Below are 17,365 nucleotides of genomic sequence, written 5' to 3'. Positions count from 1 at the left end.
GATCGGTGGATCCCTCCTCACCCCGGCCCTTTCCTCAAGGGGCGAGGGATAAAACCGGACAGTCCCCCAATCCGCGATATGGGGGAGAAAACCGGACAGTCCCCTCTCCCCTTGGGGAGAGGGTTAGGGTGAGGGGAAAAGGTTATTCCGCAGTCAGCAAATTCGCAATGGTGCGCACGCCGAGGCCTGTCGCGCCCGCCGACCACTGCTCAACGGCAGATTTGCGGTAGGTCGCTGAGCAGTCGATATGCAGCCAGCCTTCATGATAGTTCTCGACAAAGTGGGACAGGAAACCTGCCGCCGTGCTGGCACCCGCCGGATAGGCCGCGCTGCCAGTATTGTTCAGTTCCGCAAAGTTCGACGGCAGCTGGCCACGGTGGAACTCTGCCAGCGGTAGACGCCAGAACGCTTCGTTCTCAGCCTGAGCGCTTGCCAGCAGACGATTCGCCAGATTGTCATCAAAGCTGAATAGCGCATGATAATCATTGCCCAGCGCGGTTTTTGCGGCACCAGTGAGGGTAGCAGCATCGATAATCAGCTCAGGTTTCTGTGCACAAGCATCAATCAGGCCATCCGCCAGCACCAGACGACCTTCGGCATCAGTATTCATGATTTCAACGGTTTTGCCGTTGCGATAGCGAATAATGTCGCCAAGCTTGAAGGCGTTGCCGCTAATCAGGTTATCAGCACAGCACAGGTACAGCTTCACGCGTTTGTTCAGGCCGCGAGTAATAGCAAACGCCAGCGCGCCGGTTACCGTCGCCGCACCCCCCATATCGGACTTCATTGAGTCCATAAAGGCGCTTTGCTTGATGCTGTAGCCGCCGGAATCGAAAGTGATGCCTTTGCCCACCAGGCAGGCGTAAACCAGAGCGGCTTTATCACCGGTTGGGTTATAGTCCAGCGCCAGCAGGACTGGCGGACGCTCGGAGCCGCGACCAACGGTGTGCAGACCGAGGTAGTTCTGCTCGCGCAGGTCTTCGCCTTTGGTGATACGATAAGAAACGTTGTCACAACCGACGCTGCACAGCAGGTCAACCGCGCGCTGCGCCAGTTGCTCCGGCCCTAACTCTTCAGCCGGGGCATTAATGGTGTCGCGCACCCAGTCGATAATGCTCAGGCGGCTATCCAGCTCGCTTTTCTGCGCGTCGTCCAGAGTTGGCCACTCAACTTTACGGCTGCCTTTCGGACCTTTATAACCCGCCCAGAACGCCCACGCGCGGTCTGTATTCCAGCCTTCGCCATCGAGCGCGACGTGTTTGATGCCCATGCCGTCAATTTTACGCGCCGCGCGCTGGATCAAACCCAGGTCGTCTTTGCCGTTCAGGTGCAGGGTGATGCCGTCGTTATTAATGCTGTAAGACGCTTTTTCTCCCCAGCGCGCATCGGCTGGCTGAGCGGTCAGCGTAATCTTCATAGCTTCGGTCATTATCATTATCCTTCTTAGCAAACGGGCCACCGTATGGCAGCCCGTAAAGTTCTTTCGCTCATTGATTCATCCGACTTAAAGCCGCATAAATCATGACGCGAAAATTATTCTGCTTCGTCTAACCAGACTAGCAGAATCGCCTCCAGAATTTTTTCATTGGATGCGTTTGGATCGTCATTAAACTCTTCCAGCTCGCAAATCCACTGATGCAGATCGGTGAAGCGAACGGTTTTCGGGTCGAGATCCGGGAAAGCGTCGTACAGCGCTTCGCCGATTTCACGACTATCGGTCCATTTCAGTCCCATATTAATGCTCGCGTGCGTGGTTGATGGTGTAGCGCGGAATTTCGACGACCAAATCGTCATCAGTCACGCGCGCCTGGCAGCTCAGACGGCTGTCGGGCTCAAGCCCCCAGGCCTTATCCAGCATGTCGTCTTCATCTTCGGTACTTTCAGCCAGCGAGTCAAAGCCTTCACGCACGATACAGTGGCAGGTGGTGCAGGCACAGGATTTTTCGCAGGCGTGTTCAATCTCGATACCGCTACGCAGGGCAGCATCAAGGATAGTCTCACCGATCTTAGCTTCCACAACTACGCCATCCGGACACAGGTCCTGGTGGGGCAGAAAAACAATTTTTGGCATTTTAAACCTCGTCCACGGATTGGCCTTTCAGCGCGGTACGGACCGATTGGTCCATACGGCGAGCGGCAAATTCCTGGGTTTGTGTGTCGATATTTTTAATCGCTTCTTTAATAGCATCGGCGTCATCGCCTACCGCTGCGGAACGAACCTGCTCCGCGGCGTCATCGATAGCCTGACGCTCTGCGGCGCTTAACAGCGCGGCGTCGACGGCCAGCGCGCTTACCAGACTTTCCAGAACGCGCGCGGCTTCGACTTTTTGCTCAGCCAGCATACGCGCCTGAACGTCCTGCTCGGCGTAGCTCATCGAATCTTTAATCATGTTGGCGATCTCGCCATCGGTCAGACCGTAGGACGGTTTCACCTGGATGGAGGCCTCAACGCCGGTCGATTTTTCCATCGCCGTCACGCTCAGCAGGCCGTCAGCATCCACCTGGAAGGTGACGCGAATATGCGCCCCGCCCGCCGGTAGCGCCGGGATCCCACGTAGCGCAAAGCGCGCCAGGGAGCGGCAGTCCTGCACCAGCTCGCGCTCCCCCTGCATCACGTGGATAGACATCGCCGTCTGGCCATCTTTGAAGGTGGTGAACTCCTGCGCGCGCGCCACCGGAATGGTGGTATTGCGCGGGATGACTTTCTCCACCAGGCCGCCCATAGTTTCCAGCCCAAGAGAGAGCGGGATAACGTCAAGCAGCAGCAGTTCACTGTCCGGCTTATTGCCGACCAGGATATCCGCCTGAATCGCCGCGCCGATGGCAACGACTTTGTCCGGGTCAATAGAGGTCAGCGGCGTGCGGCCAAAGAACTCGCCCACGCGTTCACGGACCAGCGGTACGCGGGTTGAACCGCCAACCATCACCACTTCCAGCACCTCTTGCGCCTCAACGCCCGCATCTTTCAATGCGCGACGGCAGGCCAGCAAAGTGCGTTTCACCAGAGCGGAGATGAGATCGTTAAACTGGTTGCGGGTAATTTCGCCCTGCCAGCCGCCAACGTCCACGCGCGCCACATCGGCATTGCTTAGGGCAATCTTCGCAGCGATAGCCGCATCGAGCAGTTCACGCTGCAGGCGGTTGTCGCTACGATCGGCAATACCCGCCTGTTCGCGGATATGATCGGCCAACAGGTGATCAAAATCGTCGCCGCCGAGCGCGGAATCGCCGCCGGTCGCCAGCACTTCAAACACGCCGCGGCTTAAGCGCAGCACGGAGATATCAAAAGTGCCGCCGCCGAGGTCGTAAACCGCAATCACCCCTTCCTGACCGGAGTCCAGGCCGTAGGCAATCGCCGCCGCGGTCGGTTCGTTCAGCAGACGCAACACGTGCAGGCCCGCCAGACGCGCCGCGTCTTTAGTCCCCTGACGCTGGGCATCGTCGAAGTAGGCCGGAACGGTAATCACCACCCCGTCAAGCTCGCCCGCCAGCGCTTCGGTAGCGCGTTCGGCAAGTGCCTTCAGGATATCGGCTGAAACGCGAATCGGGTTGAGCAGGCCGCCAGCGGTCTGAATCATCGGCAGGCCGTTTTCACTTGCCTGCAGCTGATAAGGCAGATGTGGGTAGCGCGCCTGAATATCGCTAAGAGAACGCCCCATCATGCGTTTGACGGAGCTGACGGTGTTGACCGGGTCCTGGGCCGCGTTTTGTCGCGCGTCATAGCCTACCGTCAAACCTGAGGCCTGATAGTTAACAACCGACGGCAGAAGATAGCGCCCTTGATTATCGGCCAACGTTTCAGCCTGGCCGCTACGCACGGTAGCAACCAGTGAATTGGTGGTGCCAAGGTCAATACCCGCCGCCAGACGACGCTGGTGCGGCGCGGCACTCAGACCAGGCTCACTAATTTGTAATAAGGCCATAATTGCTTCCGAAAATTAAAAATCGAGCAGTTTTTCTTCGAGTTGTTCCGCACTGCTTCGCAGTTTATCGAGAAAACGTAGCTTGCGTACAGTATCCGCTGCCGCATCCCACGCCTCGTTATTCAGTTGTTCAACCATCAGCTGATGGCGGGTATCAAACAGCGCTTTTACCCGCTTGATAAAACTTTCCAGACGCGCTTCATCTTGCGCCTTGCCTATCTCATCGAGCTCTTCGCGAAGTTCCAGTTGTTCCATCAGGAACGCGGTATCACGCACGGTGTGCTGCTCGCTGGCGAGATCAAAACCGTGAAGCGAAAGGAGATATTCGGCGCGGGTCAACGGATGGCGAAGGGTTTGCCATGCCTGGTTGATAGTCGCAGATTGCTGCACCGCGGCAAGCTGTTCAGCTGCGCTGCCGTTGGCGAATTTATCGGGGTGGTACTGGCGCTGTAAATCCTGATACCGGGCAGCCAGGGGTTCTAATGAAAGGGTATAGCTGGCCGGTAACCCGAAGAGGGTAAAATAGTCCATAGCAACCTCAGGGTTAACGAGATAAAGCAAACCCCACGCATAGCAAGGCTACGGTGGGGTCAGGGATAACCGATTACACGTTAAAGCTTTCGCCGCAGCCGCACTCGTCTTTCACATTAGGGTTGGTGAACTTAAACCCTTCGTTCAGACCTTCTTTGACGAAGTCCAGCTGAGTGCCGTCAAGGAACTGCAGGCTTTTGCCGTCGATCACTACCTTGACACCTTTATCTTCAAACACGGTGTCTTCTGCCGCCGGCTCGTCAACAAATTCCAGCACGTAGGCCATGCCTGAACAGCCCGAGGTGCGAACACCTAAACGCAGGCCAAAGCCTTTGCCACGGTTGGCCAGGAAGGTATTAACTCGCGACGCTGCGCTGTCGCTAAGAGTAATCGACATACAATAACCTCTTAATTATTTCGCTTCACGTTTGCTTTTGTAATCCGCAATCGCGGCTTTAATCGCGTCTTCCGCCAGGATAGAGCAGTGAATTTTCACCGGTGGCAGTTCAAGCTCGTCTGCAATATCGGTGTTTTTAATCGCCTGTGCTTCGTCCAGTGATTTCCCTTTCACCCACTCGGTGACCAGGGAGCTGGAGGCAATGGCGGAACCGCAGCCGTAGGTCTTGAAACGCGCGTCTTCAATGATACCTTCATTGTTGACTTTAATCTGCAACTTCATCACGTCGCCGCATGCCGGTGCACCGACCATGCCACTACCGACGCTTTCGTCGCTGTTATCGAAAGAACCCACGTTACGTGGATTTTCGTAATGATCGATTACTTTTTCGCTGTAAGCCATGATGAATTCTCCTTATTGGTGCCGAATTAGTGATGTGACCATTCAATGCTGTTGATATCCACGCCCTGTTTGAACATTTCCCACAACGGAGAAAGATCGCGCAGACGGCCGATGGAGTTACGAACCAGCTTGATGGTGTAGTCAATCTCTTCTTCGGTAGTGAAACGACCTAAAGAGAAACGAATGGAGCTGTGCGCCAGCTCATCAGTCATGCCCAGCGCGCGCAGCACGTAGGATGGCTCAAGGCTTGCAGACGTACAGGCAGAACCGGAGGAAACCGCCAGGTCTTTCAGCGCCATAATCAGCGACTCGCCTTCAACGTAGTTAAAGCTGACGTTGAGAATGTTCGGCGCGCCCTGCTCGAGGTCACCGTTCAGATACACCTCTTCCATATCTTTCACGCCTTCCCACAGACGGTTACGCAGACCGCGCAGACGCGCCATCTCGGTTTCCATCTCTTCTTTCGCGATACGGTAAGCTTCACCCATACCGACGATCTGGTGGACAGGCAGAGTACCGGAACGCATGCCGCGCTCGTGACCGCCGCCGTGCATCTGAGCTTCGATACGGATACGCGGTTTGCGACGCACGTACAGCGCGCCGATGCCTTTCGGACCATAAATTTTGTGACCAGAGAAGGACATCAGGTCAACTTTCAGCTGGCTCAGATCGATAGGCAGTTTGCCCACGCTCTGAGTCGCATCAACGTGATAGATGATACCGCGGGCACGGCACAGTTCGCCGATGGTCGCAATATCCTGCACTACGCCGATTTCGTTGTTAACGTGCATGATGGAGACCAGGATGGTGTCATCACGCATCGCCGCTTCGAGTTCTTTCAGATCGATAATGCCGTTAGGCTGCGGAGCGAGGTAAGTCACTTCAAACCCTTCGCGCTCGAGCTGACGACAGGTGTCCAGCACGGCTTTGTGTTCGGTTTTGCTGGTGATGATGTGCTTGCCTTTTTTCTGATAAAAGTTGGCTGCACCTTTAATCGCCAGGTTGTCGGACTCAGTCGCACCGGAGGTAAAGACGATTTCACGCGGGTCAGCACCGACCAGATCGGCAATCTGATTACGGGCGATATCTACCGCCTCTTCAGCATGCCAGCCAAAACGGTGTGAACGGGAGGCCGGGTTACCAAAGTTTCCGTCCAGGGTTAAACACTGCATCATTTTCTCGGCAACACGCGGGTCCACCGGCGTGGTTGCGGAGTAATCGAGATAGATCGGTAATTTCATTGCTCTATAAACTCCGTACATCGCTTCAATGCAATGAACCAGGCTACCGGTTGGATGTACGACCGAGTAGACGGGATATCGAAACATCCCGGCCTGATTCGAAAATCTTTTTTATAATCTTTTCCCCTGCCTGTTTCAGCTTGCAGCCAGGTAGCCGCAAGATGAAACGAAGTGAGGACTACGCGCGCAGTTTAACGTCGATAGCGTCCTGAACACGGGTATTACGCTGGGATTCATGACTATGCTGACGACCGGAAACATCAAGGATTTCCTGGTTATTCACCAGTTCGCCCAGCGTGATGTTATTCAGAAAACTGGTCAGCCGCTCGCTCAGATCGCGCCACAGCGCGTGAGTGAGGCACTTATCGCCACCCTGGCAGCCGCCTTTACCCTGACAACGGGTGGCGTCAACGGATTCGTCTACTGCGCTGATAACTTCGCCAACCGCGATGCTACCCGCTTCTTTACCTAACAGATAACCGCCGCCTGGGCCACGGACGCTGGATACCAGGCCGTTTTTGCGCAGGCGAGAGAACAGCTGTTCCAGATAGGAGAGCGAAATTCCCTGACGCTCTGAAATATCAGCCAACGGAACCGGACCCGATTCAGAGTTGAGCGCAACGTCAAGCATCGCGGTCACGGCATAACGCCCTTTAGATGTCAGTCTCATGTCTTACTTAACCTCAAACTCGCCCCTGCCCGGGCTTTTTATTAATATGGGTATTGCATAGCAAGGGCAAGTCTGACATTCCCGAGTAAATTGGTCAACTATTTACTTGACTGTTTTAGTCAAGTATTTGGCTTTCAGTGCCGTTATACCTCAGCGCGGCCTGATGCCCTCACCCCGGCCCTCTCCCACAGGGAGAAGGAGGGAGATCACTCTTTATTCTTTTGCTGCTGCTCAATCGACGCCAGCATCCCGCGCAGGATGTTCAGCTCCTGGCTTTCCGGGCGCGCACGGGTAAACAAACGACGCAGCTTATTCATCACCTGTCCCGGATGATTGGCGCGGATAAAACCGGTCGCCAGCAGCGTCTGCTCGAGGTGGCCGTAGAAGCGCTCTAAATCATCCACCAGCGGGTACGGGGTCTCTTCGTGCTCAACGACGGGTTCGTCTTGTTCCTGCGCCGCCAGCCAGGCCATACGCACTTCGTAGGAGATAACCTGCACCGCCATCGCCAGGTTCAGCGAGCTGTATTCCGGGTTCGCCGCAATCGCTACGTGGTAGTGGCATTTCTGTAACTCATCGTTAGTCAGGCCAACGCGCTCGCGACCAAATACCAGCGCGACTGGCGCATGCTGTGCCTCAGAGACGCTTTTCAGGCCACATTCACGCGGGTCGAGCATCGGCCACGGCAGCGTGCGGGAGCGCGCACTGGTACCGACCACCAGGCTACAGCCCGCCAGCGCTTCATCAAGGGTATCAACGATGTTTGCGTTGCCAATCACATCGCTGGCACCGGCCGCCAGGGCGATGGCCTGGGAATCGGGTTTAACAAGCGGGTTGACCAGCCAGAGGTTGGTTAACCCCATGGTTTTCATTGCGCGGGCGACGGAGCCCATATTGCCGGTGTGTGAGGTTTCTACCAGTACGATTCGAATATTTTGCAGCATTATGGTTCTTCGGCTAAAGATTATTCATGCATGCTATCATAAAACGGAGACATAGGCAGATTTCACTGTTACTATATGCGCCGTTTTTTCCCGTTCTTTAACATCCAGTGAGAGAGACCGATGCATCCGATGCTGACCATCGCCGTGCGCGCAGCGCGCAAAGCGGGTAATTTAATTGCCAAACACTACGAAACCCCTGACTCCGTAGAAACCAGCCAGAAAGGCAGCAATGATTTTGTGACTAACGTCGATAAAGCCGCTGAAGCGATTATTATCGAAACCATTCGCAAATCTTACCCGCAGCACACCATCATCACCGAAGAAAGCGGTGAACACGAGGGTGAAGATAAGGATGTTCAATGGGTTATCGATCCACTGGATGGCACCACCAACTTCGTAAAACGTCTGCCACACTTCTCCGTATCCATCGCCGTACGCATTAAAGGCCGTACTGAAGTGGCTGTGGTTTACGATCCAATGCGTAACGAACTGTTCACCGCAACCCGCGGTCAGGGCGCACAGCTGAACGGCTACCGTCTGCGCGGCAGCAGCGCTCGCGATCTGGATGGCACCATCATCGCCACCGGCTTCCCGTTCAAAGCGAAGCAGCACGCAGCCTCTTACATGAATATCCTCGGCAACATGTTTACCGAATGTGCGGACTTCCGCCGTACCGGTTCCGCGGCTCTGGATCTGGCCTACGTTGCCGCAGGGCGCGTTGATGGCTACTTTGAAATCGCGCTGAAACCGTGGGATTTCGCGGCAGGCGAACTGATCGCCCGTGAAGCAGGCGCGATCGTTTGCGACTTTACCGGCGGCCATAACTATCTGATGTCCGGCAACATCGTTGCAGGCAACCCGCGCGTCGTAAAAGCCATGCTGGCGAATATGCGCGAACAACTGAGCGAAGCGCTGAAGCGTTAATTCCTCTCAACGGGTAGGCGCACGCTTACCCGTTATTTTCCCTGTCCTTTTCTGAAATTGATCCCAGACGCTTTACTTTCGCATCTCCCTCTCACACGATTGTTCCTCTTTTATCAACGGATTGAACTGCGACTTTCCCACACGGCTGTTAGCGGGAAGCGGTAAGGAAACACTCATGACTTTTCCCGGCGGCAAGCACGGCGCCAAATACGTTTTCATCCTGTGTATTGCGGTGGTATGCGTTTATCTGCTGCCTCGCGTCGCCATCAATGCTTTTTACTATCCGGATAACAAAGTCTATGGCCCGGATCCCTGGCCTGCCGAATCCGTTACTTTTACCACTAAAGATGGCACCCGCCTGCACGGCTGGTTTATTCCCTCAACCACCGGCCCCGCAGAGAACGCGGTAGCTACGGTGATACATGCCCATGGCAACGCGGGAAATATGTCGGCACACTGGCCGTTAGTCGGCTGGCTACCAGAACGCAATTACAATCTTTTCATGTTCGACTATCGCGGATTTGGTGAATCGCAAGGCACGCCTTCGCAGCAGGGCTTATATGACGATACGAAAAGCGCCATCAACTATGTGCGCCACCGCAGCGATGTGAACCCGCAACGTCTGGTGCTGCTGGGGCAAAGCTTGGGAGGCAATAACATCCTTGCCGCGATTGGCTCCTGCATGGATTGCGTCAACGAACGTACAGCGGATCGCTCAGGTATCCGCGCCGTTATTCTCGACTCAACCTTTTCCTCCTATTCGGCTATCGCCAATAAAATGATCCCCGGCAGCGGTTTTTTGCTCAATGATAGCTATAGCGCAGACCGTAATATCGCCTCTATCAGCCCTGTCCCGGTGCTGATTATTCATGGTAAAGCGGACCACGTTATTCCCTGGGAACACAGTGAAAAACTCTACCAGTTGGCCGCTCAGCCGAAACAAGAAATCCTTATTCCGGATGGCGAGCATATTGATGCATTCTCCGAACGCCACGGCGAGCGCTACCGGGATGCGATGGTGAGCTTTATGCAAAACGCGCTGCAGGATGCTAAGAATTAAGCAAGGATGACACAATCACCCACCGATATTTTCAGGTTTCAGCCCGGTAAAGCCGATTAAAATGGCCTTAACCCCCGCCCCACCGGCACCGCGCTGCTCCACATCACTACCGCCGCCGTCAGTAATATCACGCCGCCAGCGAGCGCCAGCGTTGCCCAGCCAACCTGCTTCCACAGCGCCGGAGCCTGCCTGGCGCTCAACCTGACCGCCAGTTGACGAAAACCGTGGACCAGCAGCGCCAGAGCGCTAATCGTCAGCGAGGTTCCCGCCGCCATCGCCAGCGCCGCCGCCATCCCCCAGCTAAATACGCCGATGACCTTACTGAACAGCAGCACCATAATCGCCCCTGAGCAGGGTCGCATCCCCATCGACAGTACAATCACCAGCCGCGCGCGCCAGTCGTCGCCGCTTTGCATCTGCTCCGGCCCCGGCATATGTTGATGCCCGCAGCCGCAGTTAGCATCATGTACATGGTGCGGGGTAAACGCGGTAAATTTCGGCCGTCGCAGCAGCGCCCGCAGCTTTTTCAGCGCCCGCCAGCACAGCAGCAATCCCAACGCACCGACCAGCAGGTAGCTCCCCTTCTCCAGCCAGAAGCTACTCTGATGCAGCTGCCTTGCCGGAAGCTGTAGCAACGTGAGCACCACCACTACCAGAGCGATAGCGACCATCCCCTGCAACAGTGAAGCCGCCAGAGTCAGGCCAATACTCGATTTCAGCTTCGAGGGATGGGTCGCCAGCCAGGTGGTAATCACCACCTTGCCGTGCCCTGGCCCCAGTGCGTGCAGAATACCGTAAGCAAAGCTAAACCCCAGCAGCGAGAGTCCCGCGGCTGACGGGTTCTCCGCCACCGCCTGCAGCAGACGGCTCAGTTCAAGATTTAATGCCCGCTGCCAGACGGTGCTTTGCAGCAGCACCTCAGGCCAGGCCCACCATAGCCAGAAGCCCATGCCTGCGGCCAGCAGGATAAAAAGCACCAACGGCCACAGCTGACGCCATCGCGAGGAACGGCCGGTTTGAGCGAAAATTAGTGACATTGCAGCGTGACCTTTTGCGCGAAGTAGTTCCCCAGTTCCATATCTTCCGGCGGCGCATCCGCTTTATCCAGCGACTGGGCGTAGGACAGCATTTTTTCGTTGGGCTTCGGCGTCATGACTTTCGCCGCGCACGTCGCCTTTATCGCAACTGGCAGGGCGAAGTCAGAATCTTTGTCGTAATACATATCAACATAATAAGTGGGATCGTATGTCGAGAAGGTGAAGGTTTGCCCAGCCAGAGGCTGCGGCTTCGCCAACGGCAGAGTGAAGGTTAGCACCGCCTGAAGACCGCTACGCTCAAGCCCATAGCCGTCCGGGCGATTATCAAACTTGACCCGCTGACCGTTATGCCACAACTCGCTAAAATAGTGCTGACCCAGCACGTTCGCCATCACTTCCGCCGCCAGCTTTTTCCAGATTTCACTACCGGGTTTGGCGTTACCGGCATCGTAAAGCAGGTCAGCGGAGGTGATTTCATCCATCGTCCAGCGCATTTTAAATCCGGTGAGCAGACCGTTTTCCGCCACGGCCTCCGTTTGCAAACTGATGAAACTGTGCGGATGCGCCGCCGCTGATAGCGATAAAAACATGAAAAACGCCGCGCTGACGCATTGTTTCACTCTCTTCATCTGTTCCTCACGTGAAAAATTCTGTGAACCTCGCCAGCAATCCTGATGTAAAGACGCGGGACTGCCCTGCTCACCCTAAATACATTAACTACTCTTAACGAAAACCCTAACTGGAACTAACCGGATGATGACAGTGATTGAACCACCATCTGTGCTTTCCAGTCCACAGCGCCGTAGCCAGGTGCTCCTGATGTTTTATCTGCCAGGGCAAAGCGTGACGCCCGAATGGCTGGGTAGCCTCACTCAGGTTGATGAGGATACCGCCAGGCAGGACATCGCGGAGACAGGACGCGAAATTCAGCGTTATCACCGCTTGACCCTTGCGTCACAGGCGGACGGCAGCTATCGGATGGAAGGTGCCGCGCTCGATCAACGCCTGTGTCTGCTGCAAGGCTTACGCCGCGGGCTGCGCTTGTGCCCGCATTTTATTAGCCATCATTTTACCCCGGCATTAAAAACGCAGCTTAAACAGCAGGGTATCGCACGCACGCTGTACGACGACACCAACCTTCAGGCGCTGGTTAACCGCTGCGCACGGACCATGAACCGCCAGTTTGATTGCCGCGATGTGCATTTTCTGCGTCTCTATTTACAGTATTGCCTGCTGCAACACCATCTTGGACAGACTCCCTCTTTTACCCTTGAGCAACAGCGCTGGGCGCAAACCGCCGCCGAGTTCTCTCTCGCCGAAGAGATTGTCCGCCACTGGCAGCGGCGGGTTGCCGCCTCACCGCATGCGGGGGAACAGCTGTTTCTGGCCCTGCTGTTTATGCTGCTGAAAACGCCCGACCCGATCCGCGATGGTCATCAGCAGGACCGTCGCCTGCATCTGGCGATCTCGGGATTAATTCATCGCTTCCAGAACCTGGCGGGCCGCCCGTTTAGCGACGAGCAGGGGCTGAGCGATCAGCTCTATATCCACCTATCTCAGGCATTGCACCGCAGCGTGTTTGCTATCGGCATCGATAACGCGCTACCGGAGGAGATCGGCCGTCTTTATCCACGATTAATGCGCACGACTCAGACTGCGCTGGAAGATTTTGAAGCTGCCTGGCAGGTGCATTTTAGTCAGGATGAAGTCGGATTAATCGCGGTAATTTTCGGTGCATGGCTGATGCAAAAAGGCGACTTGCAGGAGAAACAGGTGGTCCTGCTTACCGATGATGATCCAGGTCTTGAACAGTCGCTGGAACAACAGCTGCGCGAGCTGACCCTGCTACCGCTCAATATTAAATATTTGAGCGTAAGGACTTTTCAGAAGGAGGGCGCGCCGAAGGGGATAACACTTATCGTCACGCCCTATACCACGGCGCTGCCGCTGTTTTCGCCACCGCTGTTTCATGCTGAAGAGACGTTCAGCGATCATCAGCGGCAGCAGATTTGCAAAATGCTGGAGGGTTAAGACACTGCTTTTGGCCGCAGCACCAGCGCCGGTAAAGCCACCAGCGCCATGACCCAGAAAACGCCCTGGTGCAGGTGCTGATAGAGAAAACCGGAAAATACCGTCATGACCGCAATGCTGCCGCCCATCGCCACGGCGGAGTAAACCGCCTGGAGACGGATCACCTCGCTACCCTGACGAGCGGCGATATAGCGCATCGCCGCCAGGTGGCACACTGTAAAGGTCCCACAATGCAGGATTTGCGCGACAATCAGCCACGGCAGCGCCGTGGTCCAGCCCATGAGCGTCCAGCGGATCAGCCCGCACACCGCAGAAAGCAGCAGCAAATCGCGGGCGCTGAAGCGACGGAACACCTTTTTACTCAATGCGAAAATCACCACTTCCGCCACCACGCCCAGCGACCATAAATAGCCCACGGCAGAGGCCGAATACCCCGCCTCCTGCCAGTAGATAGCGCTAAAGCCATAGTAGGCGGCGTGCGCCCCCTGCAACAAACAGACGCAGGCGAGGAAGCGCCAGCTCTGCCGCACCAGCGCGAGCCAGGCCGACAGCCCCGCCGCTTCCTGCTGGCGGGATTCCCCCTGCGGCTGCACCGAGGGTTTAATCAGCATGCCGAGCAGCATTGAAGCAATACCAAGGCTGAGCATCACCAGAATCATCCGCGAGTCATACAGGCTGACCAGTTTGCCGGTCAGCGCCGAGCCAATCACAAAGGCTATCGACCCCCACAAGCGCACGCGCCCGTAGTCCATCGTTATCTGTTTTTGCCAGGTATTCGCCAGCGCGTCGGTCAGCGGTACCAGCGGTGAGAAAAAGAGGTTAAAACCGACCATCACCACCATCAGCCAGGCCACGCGGTTTCCGGCCCAAAAGGCGATAGCGAAGAGAAGCGTCAGCAGCGCCAGAATACGCAGCGCCGAAATCAGCCGGGAGGGGTCGCTGACCCGTGGCGCAATCAGCAAGCTGCCAAGAAAACGCGCCACCAGTCCGGCGCCAAGCAGCATGCCGATCGTTTCCGGCGTCAGACCCTGCCCGGAGAGCCAGACGCTCCAGAATGGCAGGAAGATGCCGTAGCTAAAAAAATAGGTGAAATAACTAAGCGCCAGCCAGCGCGTGGAGTGCAAGACCATGATTTCCTCCCGAATGGAGGCGACAGTCTGGCGATAAAGCGGGGCGGGTGCAAGATGAAGTTATCCCTGCCCGTCTCCGGGCAGGTCAGGTTTAAACAGAACGGATTTTCAGCACCATTTTTTGCCGTATGCTTTCACCACATGACAGCATGGTCAACTGACCAAAGGCCGGGCGATGATGATCGTCCGGCGCATGGCTCATTGGCTCGAAACAGAAGAAATCAAACTCATAGCCCTTATCAAATGCCGGATCGGAAACGAAAACAAAATAACAGGGTGCAGGAGGCTCCGTCGTCATAGAGAGCTGATAGCCAAGCCCTGGCTGTTGGATCGTCGCTACACCATCCCAACCGGAGAAGCCATTATTCACCCAATGCTCAGGTAACGGCGCGGACTGATTGAAGTCCAGCGCCTGCGGCAAACGCTCCTGATACTCCCCGGTTAGCCAGCCTTCTCTCTCAAGCCAGTAGCCGGTGGTATGCGCCTGTACCCGAGTTTCCGGCGACAGCGGAAAATAAGGGTGCCAGCCGAGACCAAACGGCAACGCATCGCCATCATTAGTCACGACCAACTCCACCTCAACCCCGCTTTCGCTTAAGGTAAAGATCTGCTGCACGGTATAATGATAGATGCCCTGGCGGTGGACATACTCTAACTTAAGCTGTGCGGGCGATTGCTCAACGCAGCGCCAGAGATTCAGCCAGCCGTCACCATGAAGGTAATGACTGTCCCATTCAACGTTGGGCTGTAGCTGATGCTCTCCTGCTGGCGATTGAAACCGATTACCGCTCACCCGATTACCAAACGGTACCAGCGGGAAGCATGAAGACTCCACCGCCACCCCGCTGTTCAGGCCCGGGCGCAGCACAGGGATCATTTTCCCCTGATGCTGCCACCATAGCCCCTCAATCGCGCCGCCCTGATCCGTAACCTGAAGCCGCAGATCTTCATTTTCCAGCGTATAAAGCGTCATCAGGCCTCCTTAATCGGGAAAGTTAACGACCACTTTGCCACACTTACCGCTCGCCATCAGCGCGTAAGCCTCCCCTACTTGATCAAGAGAAAAACGATGGGTAATGGCGCTATGTGGCCACAGCTTCCAGTCGGTCAGGTCGCGGGCGCATTTTTCCATATGGAACAGGCTGGTCACCCAGGAACCGATAATGCGTCGCTGGTGGTGCATCAGATCGGCGCTGACTTCAAACTCAACTTTTCCGGTTTCCCCGATGTAAACCACCCTTCCCCAATCCGCTGTAGACTGCAATGCCAACAAACGACCTGCCGCATTACCGGAACAATCCAGCGCCACATCTGCCCCTCCGTGAGTCAGTTCGGCAATCAGCGCCGGAAGATTCTCCGTTGTCGCCAGGAAACCATTATCCATCACACCCAGCTGCTTTGCCGTCGCCAGGCGATCCGGCAGCATATCCACGCCAATAACGCGTTTCGCACCGCGGCCTTTTGCCAGCATCATAGCCATCATGCCAACAGGCCCTAACCCGACAACCAGCACGTTGTCGCTTCCGGAAACTTCACCGCGCAGAATACCTTCGTACGCCGTCCCCACGCCGCAGCTAATAAACGCGCCGTCTTCATAGCTCAACGCATCCGGCAGATGAATCAGGTCTTTTTCTTCCGCCAACAAATACTCCGCGTGTCCACCATCGCGCTGCCAACCATAGGCCGCCTTGCCCTCTCCGGTACAGGAGATAGGAAAACCACGGCGACAGTTGGAGCAGAAACCACAGCCGGAAATATGGTAAACCAGCACCCGGTCACCCGCTTTAAAGTGGCGACACCCTGCGCCCGTCTCAACAATTTGCCCGCAAGGCTCATGACCATTAATAAAACCCTGATACAGTGGTTTGTCCGGTGCTGCAGCGGTGCCGCGATGTTGATGATAAATATAATGGACATCGCTACCGCAAATTCCTGAAGACTTCATTTTAATCAGGACCTGGTTAATCCCCGGCGTGGGTACAGGAACTTCCCGAAGTTCAACGGTTGAGTTTCCTGGTAAATAAGCAGCCAACATTGTTTTCATAATTCCCTCTATACAAATTAATGTTTAAGTTTACTGTTGCGTTGGGTCAGCAATATATTTGCCAGGACAGCCACCACAATAATTAATCCACGAACGACCTGCTGGAAGAATGAGTTAATTCCCAGAAGCACTAATCCATTACCAATAAGGGTGATAACCAGTACGCCTAATAAAGTGCCGAATAGCGAACCTCGCCCACCGGACAGTGCGGTTCCGCCGACCACCACGGCGGCAATAACGTCAAACTCCAGACCGTTTGCAGCACCCGCATTACCCGAGCCAAGCCGCGCCGCCAGGAGAATACCGGTAATCGCAGCCAGCAAGCCTGAAAGCGTAAAAATCAAAATACGCACTCGCTTGACGTTAATCCCGCAAAGTTGCGCTGCAGTAGCGTTGCCGCCAGTGGCAAAAACAGAGCGGCCAAAAGCGGTCTTACGACTGATAAAGACAAAGAGAACAAACAGAATCAGCATAATTAATGCCGATATTGGGATGCCAAAGAGCTGCCCACCAAGCCAGTCCAGTACTTCATTTTCATCGATGGGGACCGGCAGCGCGTTGGTCATGAATAATCCCATACCACGCAATGCGCTCCATAAACCTAACGTCGCGACAAAGCTAGGAACGCTGAATACGCCGCGCAAAACCCCGGCGAGCGTGCCCAACGCAGCGCCCAGTATTAACACCAGCAGGCAGGCAATGCTAAGCGGTACCTGAAACTGCAACAGGAAGGCCAGGCAGACAGAGATAAACGCCACCATTGGACCCACGCTGACATCAATCTCGCCGGAGATAATAATCAGCGTCATGGCCCATGCAGCAATACCAATCGTCGCAGCATCGCGCAGCACGTTCATTTGATTGTTTAAAGAAATAAATCCTGGTGCGTTAAAAGAAAAGACCAGATATAAGATAGCAATCACCACCAGCAGACCAATTTCATTAATATGGCGGCTGATGAACTGCTTGGGTGTGGCATTTTTGCCTTGCGGCAGCGTTAGTGATGAGGCAGACATCTTTTAATTCCTCAA

General features: G+C 55.4%; 19 protein-coding genes. 3 read left to right on the top strand and 16 right to left on the bottom strand.

What is annotated here, in order from left to right; translation table 11 throughout:
• Positions 1–142 precede the first annotated feature (142 nt).
• The 10 genes from pepB to trmJ form a co-directional block, all read right to left on the bottom strand.
• Positions 143–1,429 carry an aminopeptidase PepB gene (pepB, locus tag AC07P6_RS07945; RefSeq protein WP_478315977.1) on the bottom strand — a complete coding sequence of 429 codons (1,287 nt, stop codon included), beginning with the start codon at positions 1,427–1,429 and terminating at the stop codon, positions 143–145.
• 104 nt (positions 1,430–1,533) lie between these two features.
• A complete protein-coding gene (gene iscX / locus AC07P6_RS07940) occupies positions 1,534–1,734 on the bottom strand; it encodes a Fe-S cluster assembly protein IscX (protein WP_110272097.1) in 201 nt (66 codons plus the stop codon).
• A gap of 1 nt (position 1,735) precedes the next feature.
• Positions 1,736–2,071, bottom strand: a complete 336-nt coding sequence (fdx, locus tag AC07P6_RS07935) for an ISC system 2Fe-2S type ferredoxin (protein ID WP_110272096.1) — start codon at positions 2,069–2,071, stop codon at positions 1,736–1,738.
• 1 nt (position 2,072) lies between these two features.
• Positions 2,073–3,923, bottom strand: a complete 1,851-nt coding sequence (gene hscA, locus AC07P6_RS07930) for a Fe-S protein assembly chaperone HscA (protein WP_478315976.1) — start codon at positions 3,921–3,923, stop codon at positions 2,073–2,075.
• Between the two features lie 15 nt (positions 3,924–3,938).
• Positions 3,939–4,454 carry a co-chaperone HscB gene (hscB, locus tag AC07P6_RS07925; RefSeq protein WP_181485330.1) on the bottom strand — a complete coding sequence of 172 codons (516 nt, stop codon included), beginning with the start codon at positions 4,452–4,454 and terminating at the stop codon, positions 3,939–3,941.
• Between the two features lie 73 nt (positions 4,455–4,527).
• Complete coding sequence (iscA, locus tag AC07P6_RS07920; RefSeq protein WP_110272092.1) at positions 4,528–4,851, bottom strand: iron-sulfur cluster assembly protein IscA; 324 nt, start codon at positions 4,849–4,851, stop codon at positions 4,528–4,530.
• A 15-nt stretch (positions 4,852–4,866) separates the two neighbouring features.
• Positions 4,867–5,253 (bottom strand): Fe-S cluster assembly scaffold IscU, encoded by a 387-nt coding sequence (gene iscU / locus AC07P6_RS07915; RefSeq protein WP_005120408.1) that lies wholly within the window; start codon positions 5,251–5,253, stop codon positions 4,867–4,869.
• A gap of 26 nt (positions 5,254–5,279) precedes the next feature.
• Complete coding sequence (gene iscS, locus AC07P6_RS07910) at positions 5,280–6,494, bottom strand: cysteine desulfurase (protein ID WP_142513083.1); 1,215 nt, start codon at positions 6,492–6,494, stop codon at positions 5,280–5,282.
• Positions 6,495–6,672: 178 nt separating this feature from the next.
• Positions 6,673–7,164, bottom strand: a complete 492-nt coding sequence (gene iscR / locus AC07P6_RS07905; protein WP_112215455.1) for a Fe-S cluster assembly transcriptional regulator IscR — start codon at positions 7,162–7,164, stop codon at positions 6,673–6,675.
• 206 nt (positions 7,165–7,370) lie between these two features.
• Positions 7,371–8,108 carry a tRNA (cytosine(32)/uridine(32)-2'-O)-methyltransferase TrmJ gene (trmJ, locus tag AC07P6_RS07900; protein ID WP_110272089.1) on the bottom strand — a complete coding sequence of 246 codons (738 nt, stop codon included), beginning with the start codon at positions 8,106–8,108 and terminating at the stop codon, positions 7,371–7,373.
• A 120-nt stretch (positions 8,109–8,228) separates the two neighbouring features.
• On the opposite strand from trmJ, the gene suhB reads away from it, so the two are divergent.
• Together suhB and AC07P6_RS07890 are read left to right on the top strand one after the other, a co-directional pair.
• Positions 8,229–9,032 carry an inositol-1-monophosphatase gene (gene suhB, locus AC07P6_RS07895; protein WP_182207554.1) on the top strand — a complete coding sequence of 268 codons (804 nt, stop codon included), beginning with the start codon at positions 8,229–8,231 and terminating at the stop codon, positions 9,030–9,032.
• A 175-nt stretch (positions 9,033–9,207) separates the two neighbouring features.
• Positions 9,208–10,092 carry an alpha/beta hydrolase gene (locus AC07P6_RS07890; protein ID WP_478315975.1) on the top strand — a complete coding sequence of 295 codons (885 nt, stop codon included), beginning with the start codon at positions 9,208–9,210 and terminating at the stop codon, positions 10,090–10,092.
• A 56-nt stretch (positions 10,093–10,148) separates the two neighbouring features.
• On the opposite strand, the gene AC07P6_RS07885 is transcribed toward AC07P6_RS07890, so the two are convergent.
• On the bottom strand, positions 10,149–11,129 hold the full coding sequence (locus tag AC07P6_RS07885) for a nickel/cobalt transporter (protein ID WP_478315974.1): 981 nt from the start codon (positions 11,127–11,129) through the stop codon (positions 10,149–10,151).
• Positions 11,120–11,758 carry a DUF1007 family protein gene (locus AC07P6_RS07880; protein ID WP_434662072.1) on the bottom strand — a complete coding sequence of 213 codons (639 nt, stop codon included), beginning with the start codon at positions 11,756–11,758 and terminating at the stop codon, positions 11,120–11,122. Before AC07P6_RS07880 ends, AC07P6_RS07885 begins: the two co-directional genes overlap by 10 nt.
• Before the next feature lie 124 nt (positions 11,759–11,882).
• Here AC07P6_RS07880 and csiE point away from each other — a divergent pair, with 124 nt between their 5' ends.
• Positions 11,883–13,160 (top strand): stationary phase inducible protein CsiE, encoded by a 1,278-nt coding sequence (gene csiE / locus AC07P6_RS07875; protein WP_182207558.1) that lies wholly within the window; start codon positions 11,883–11,885, stop codon positions 13,158–13,160.
• Here csiE and AC07P6_RS07870 read toward each other — a convergent pair.
• The 4 genes from AC07P6_RS07870 to AC07P6_RS07855 all read right to left on the bottom strand — a co-directional run bounded on the left by AC07P6_RS07870 (position 13,157) and on the right by AC07P6_RS07855 (position 17,350).
• Positions 13,157–14,290, bottom strand: coding sequence for a 3-phenylpropionate MFS transporter (locus tag AC07P6_RS07870; RefSeq protein ID WP_181485321.1), 1,134 nt, complete (start codon positions 14,288–14,290; stop codon positions 13,157–13,159). The genes csiE and AC07P6_RS07870 overlap by 4 nt on opposite strands.
• Positions 14,291–14,381: 91 nt before the next feature.
• Entirely contained in the window at positions 14,382–15,263 is an 882-nt protein-coding gene (locus AC07P6_RS07865) for an aldose 1-epimerase (RefSeq protein ID WP_434662071.1), read from the bottom strand.
• Between the two features lie 9 nt (positions 15,264–15,272).
• Positions 15,273–16,334, bottom strand: a complete 1,062-nt coding sequence (locus AC07P6_RS07860; RefSeq protein ID WP_181485319.1) for a zinc-dependent alcohol dehydrogenase family protein — start codon at positions 16,332–16,334, stop codon at positions 15,273–15,275.
• Between the two features lie 17 nt (positions 16,335–16,351).
• Positions 16,352–17,350 carry an ABC transporter permease gene (locus AC07P6_RS07855; RefSeq protein ID WP_181485318.1) on the bottom strand — a complete coding sequence of 333 codons (999 nt, stop codon included), beginning with the start codon at positions 17,348–17,350 and terminating at the stop codon, positions 16,352–16,354.
• Positions 17,351–17,365 lie beyond the last annotated feature (15 nt).

It is taken from the genome of Klebsiella sp. GFKo11 (assembly GCF_056490265.1).
Note: the sequence above shows the minus strand (reverse complement) of the source record. Positions and strands in the feature narration are given on the sequence as shown.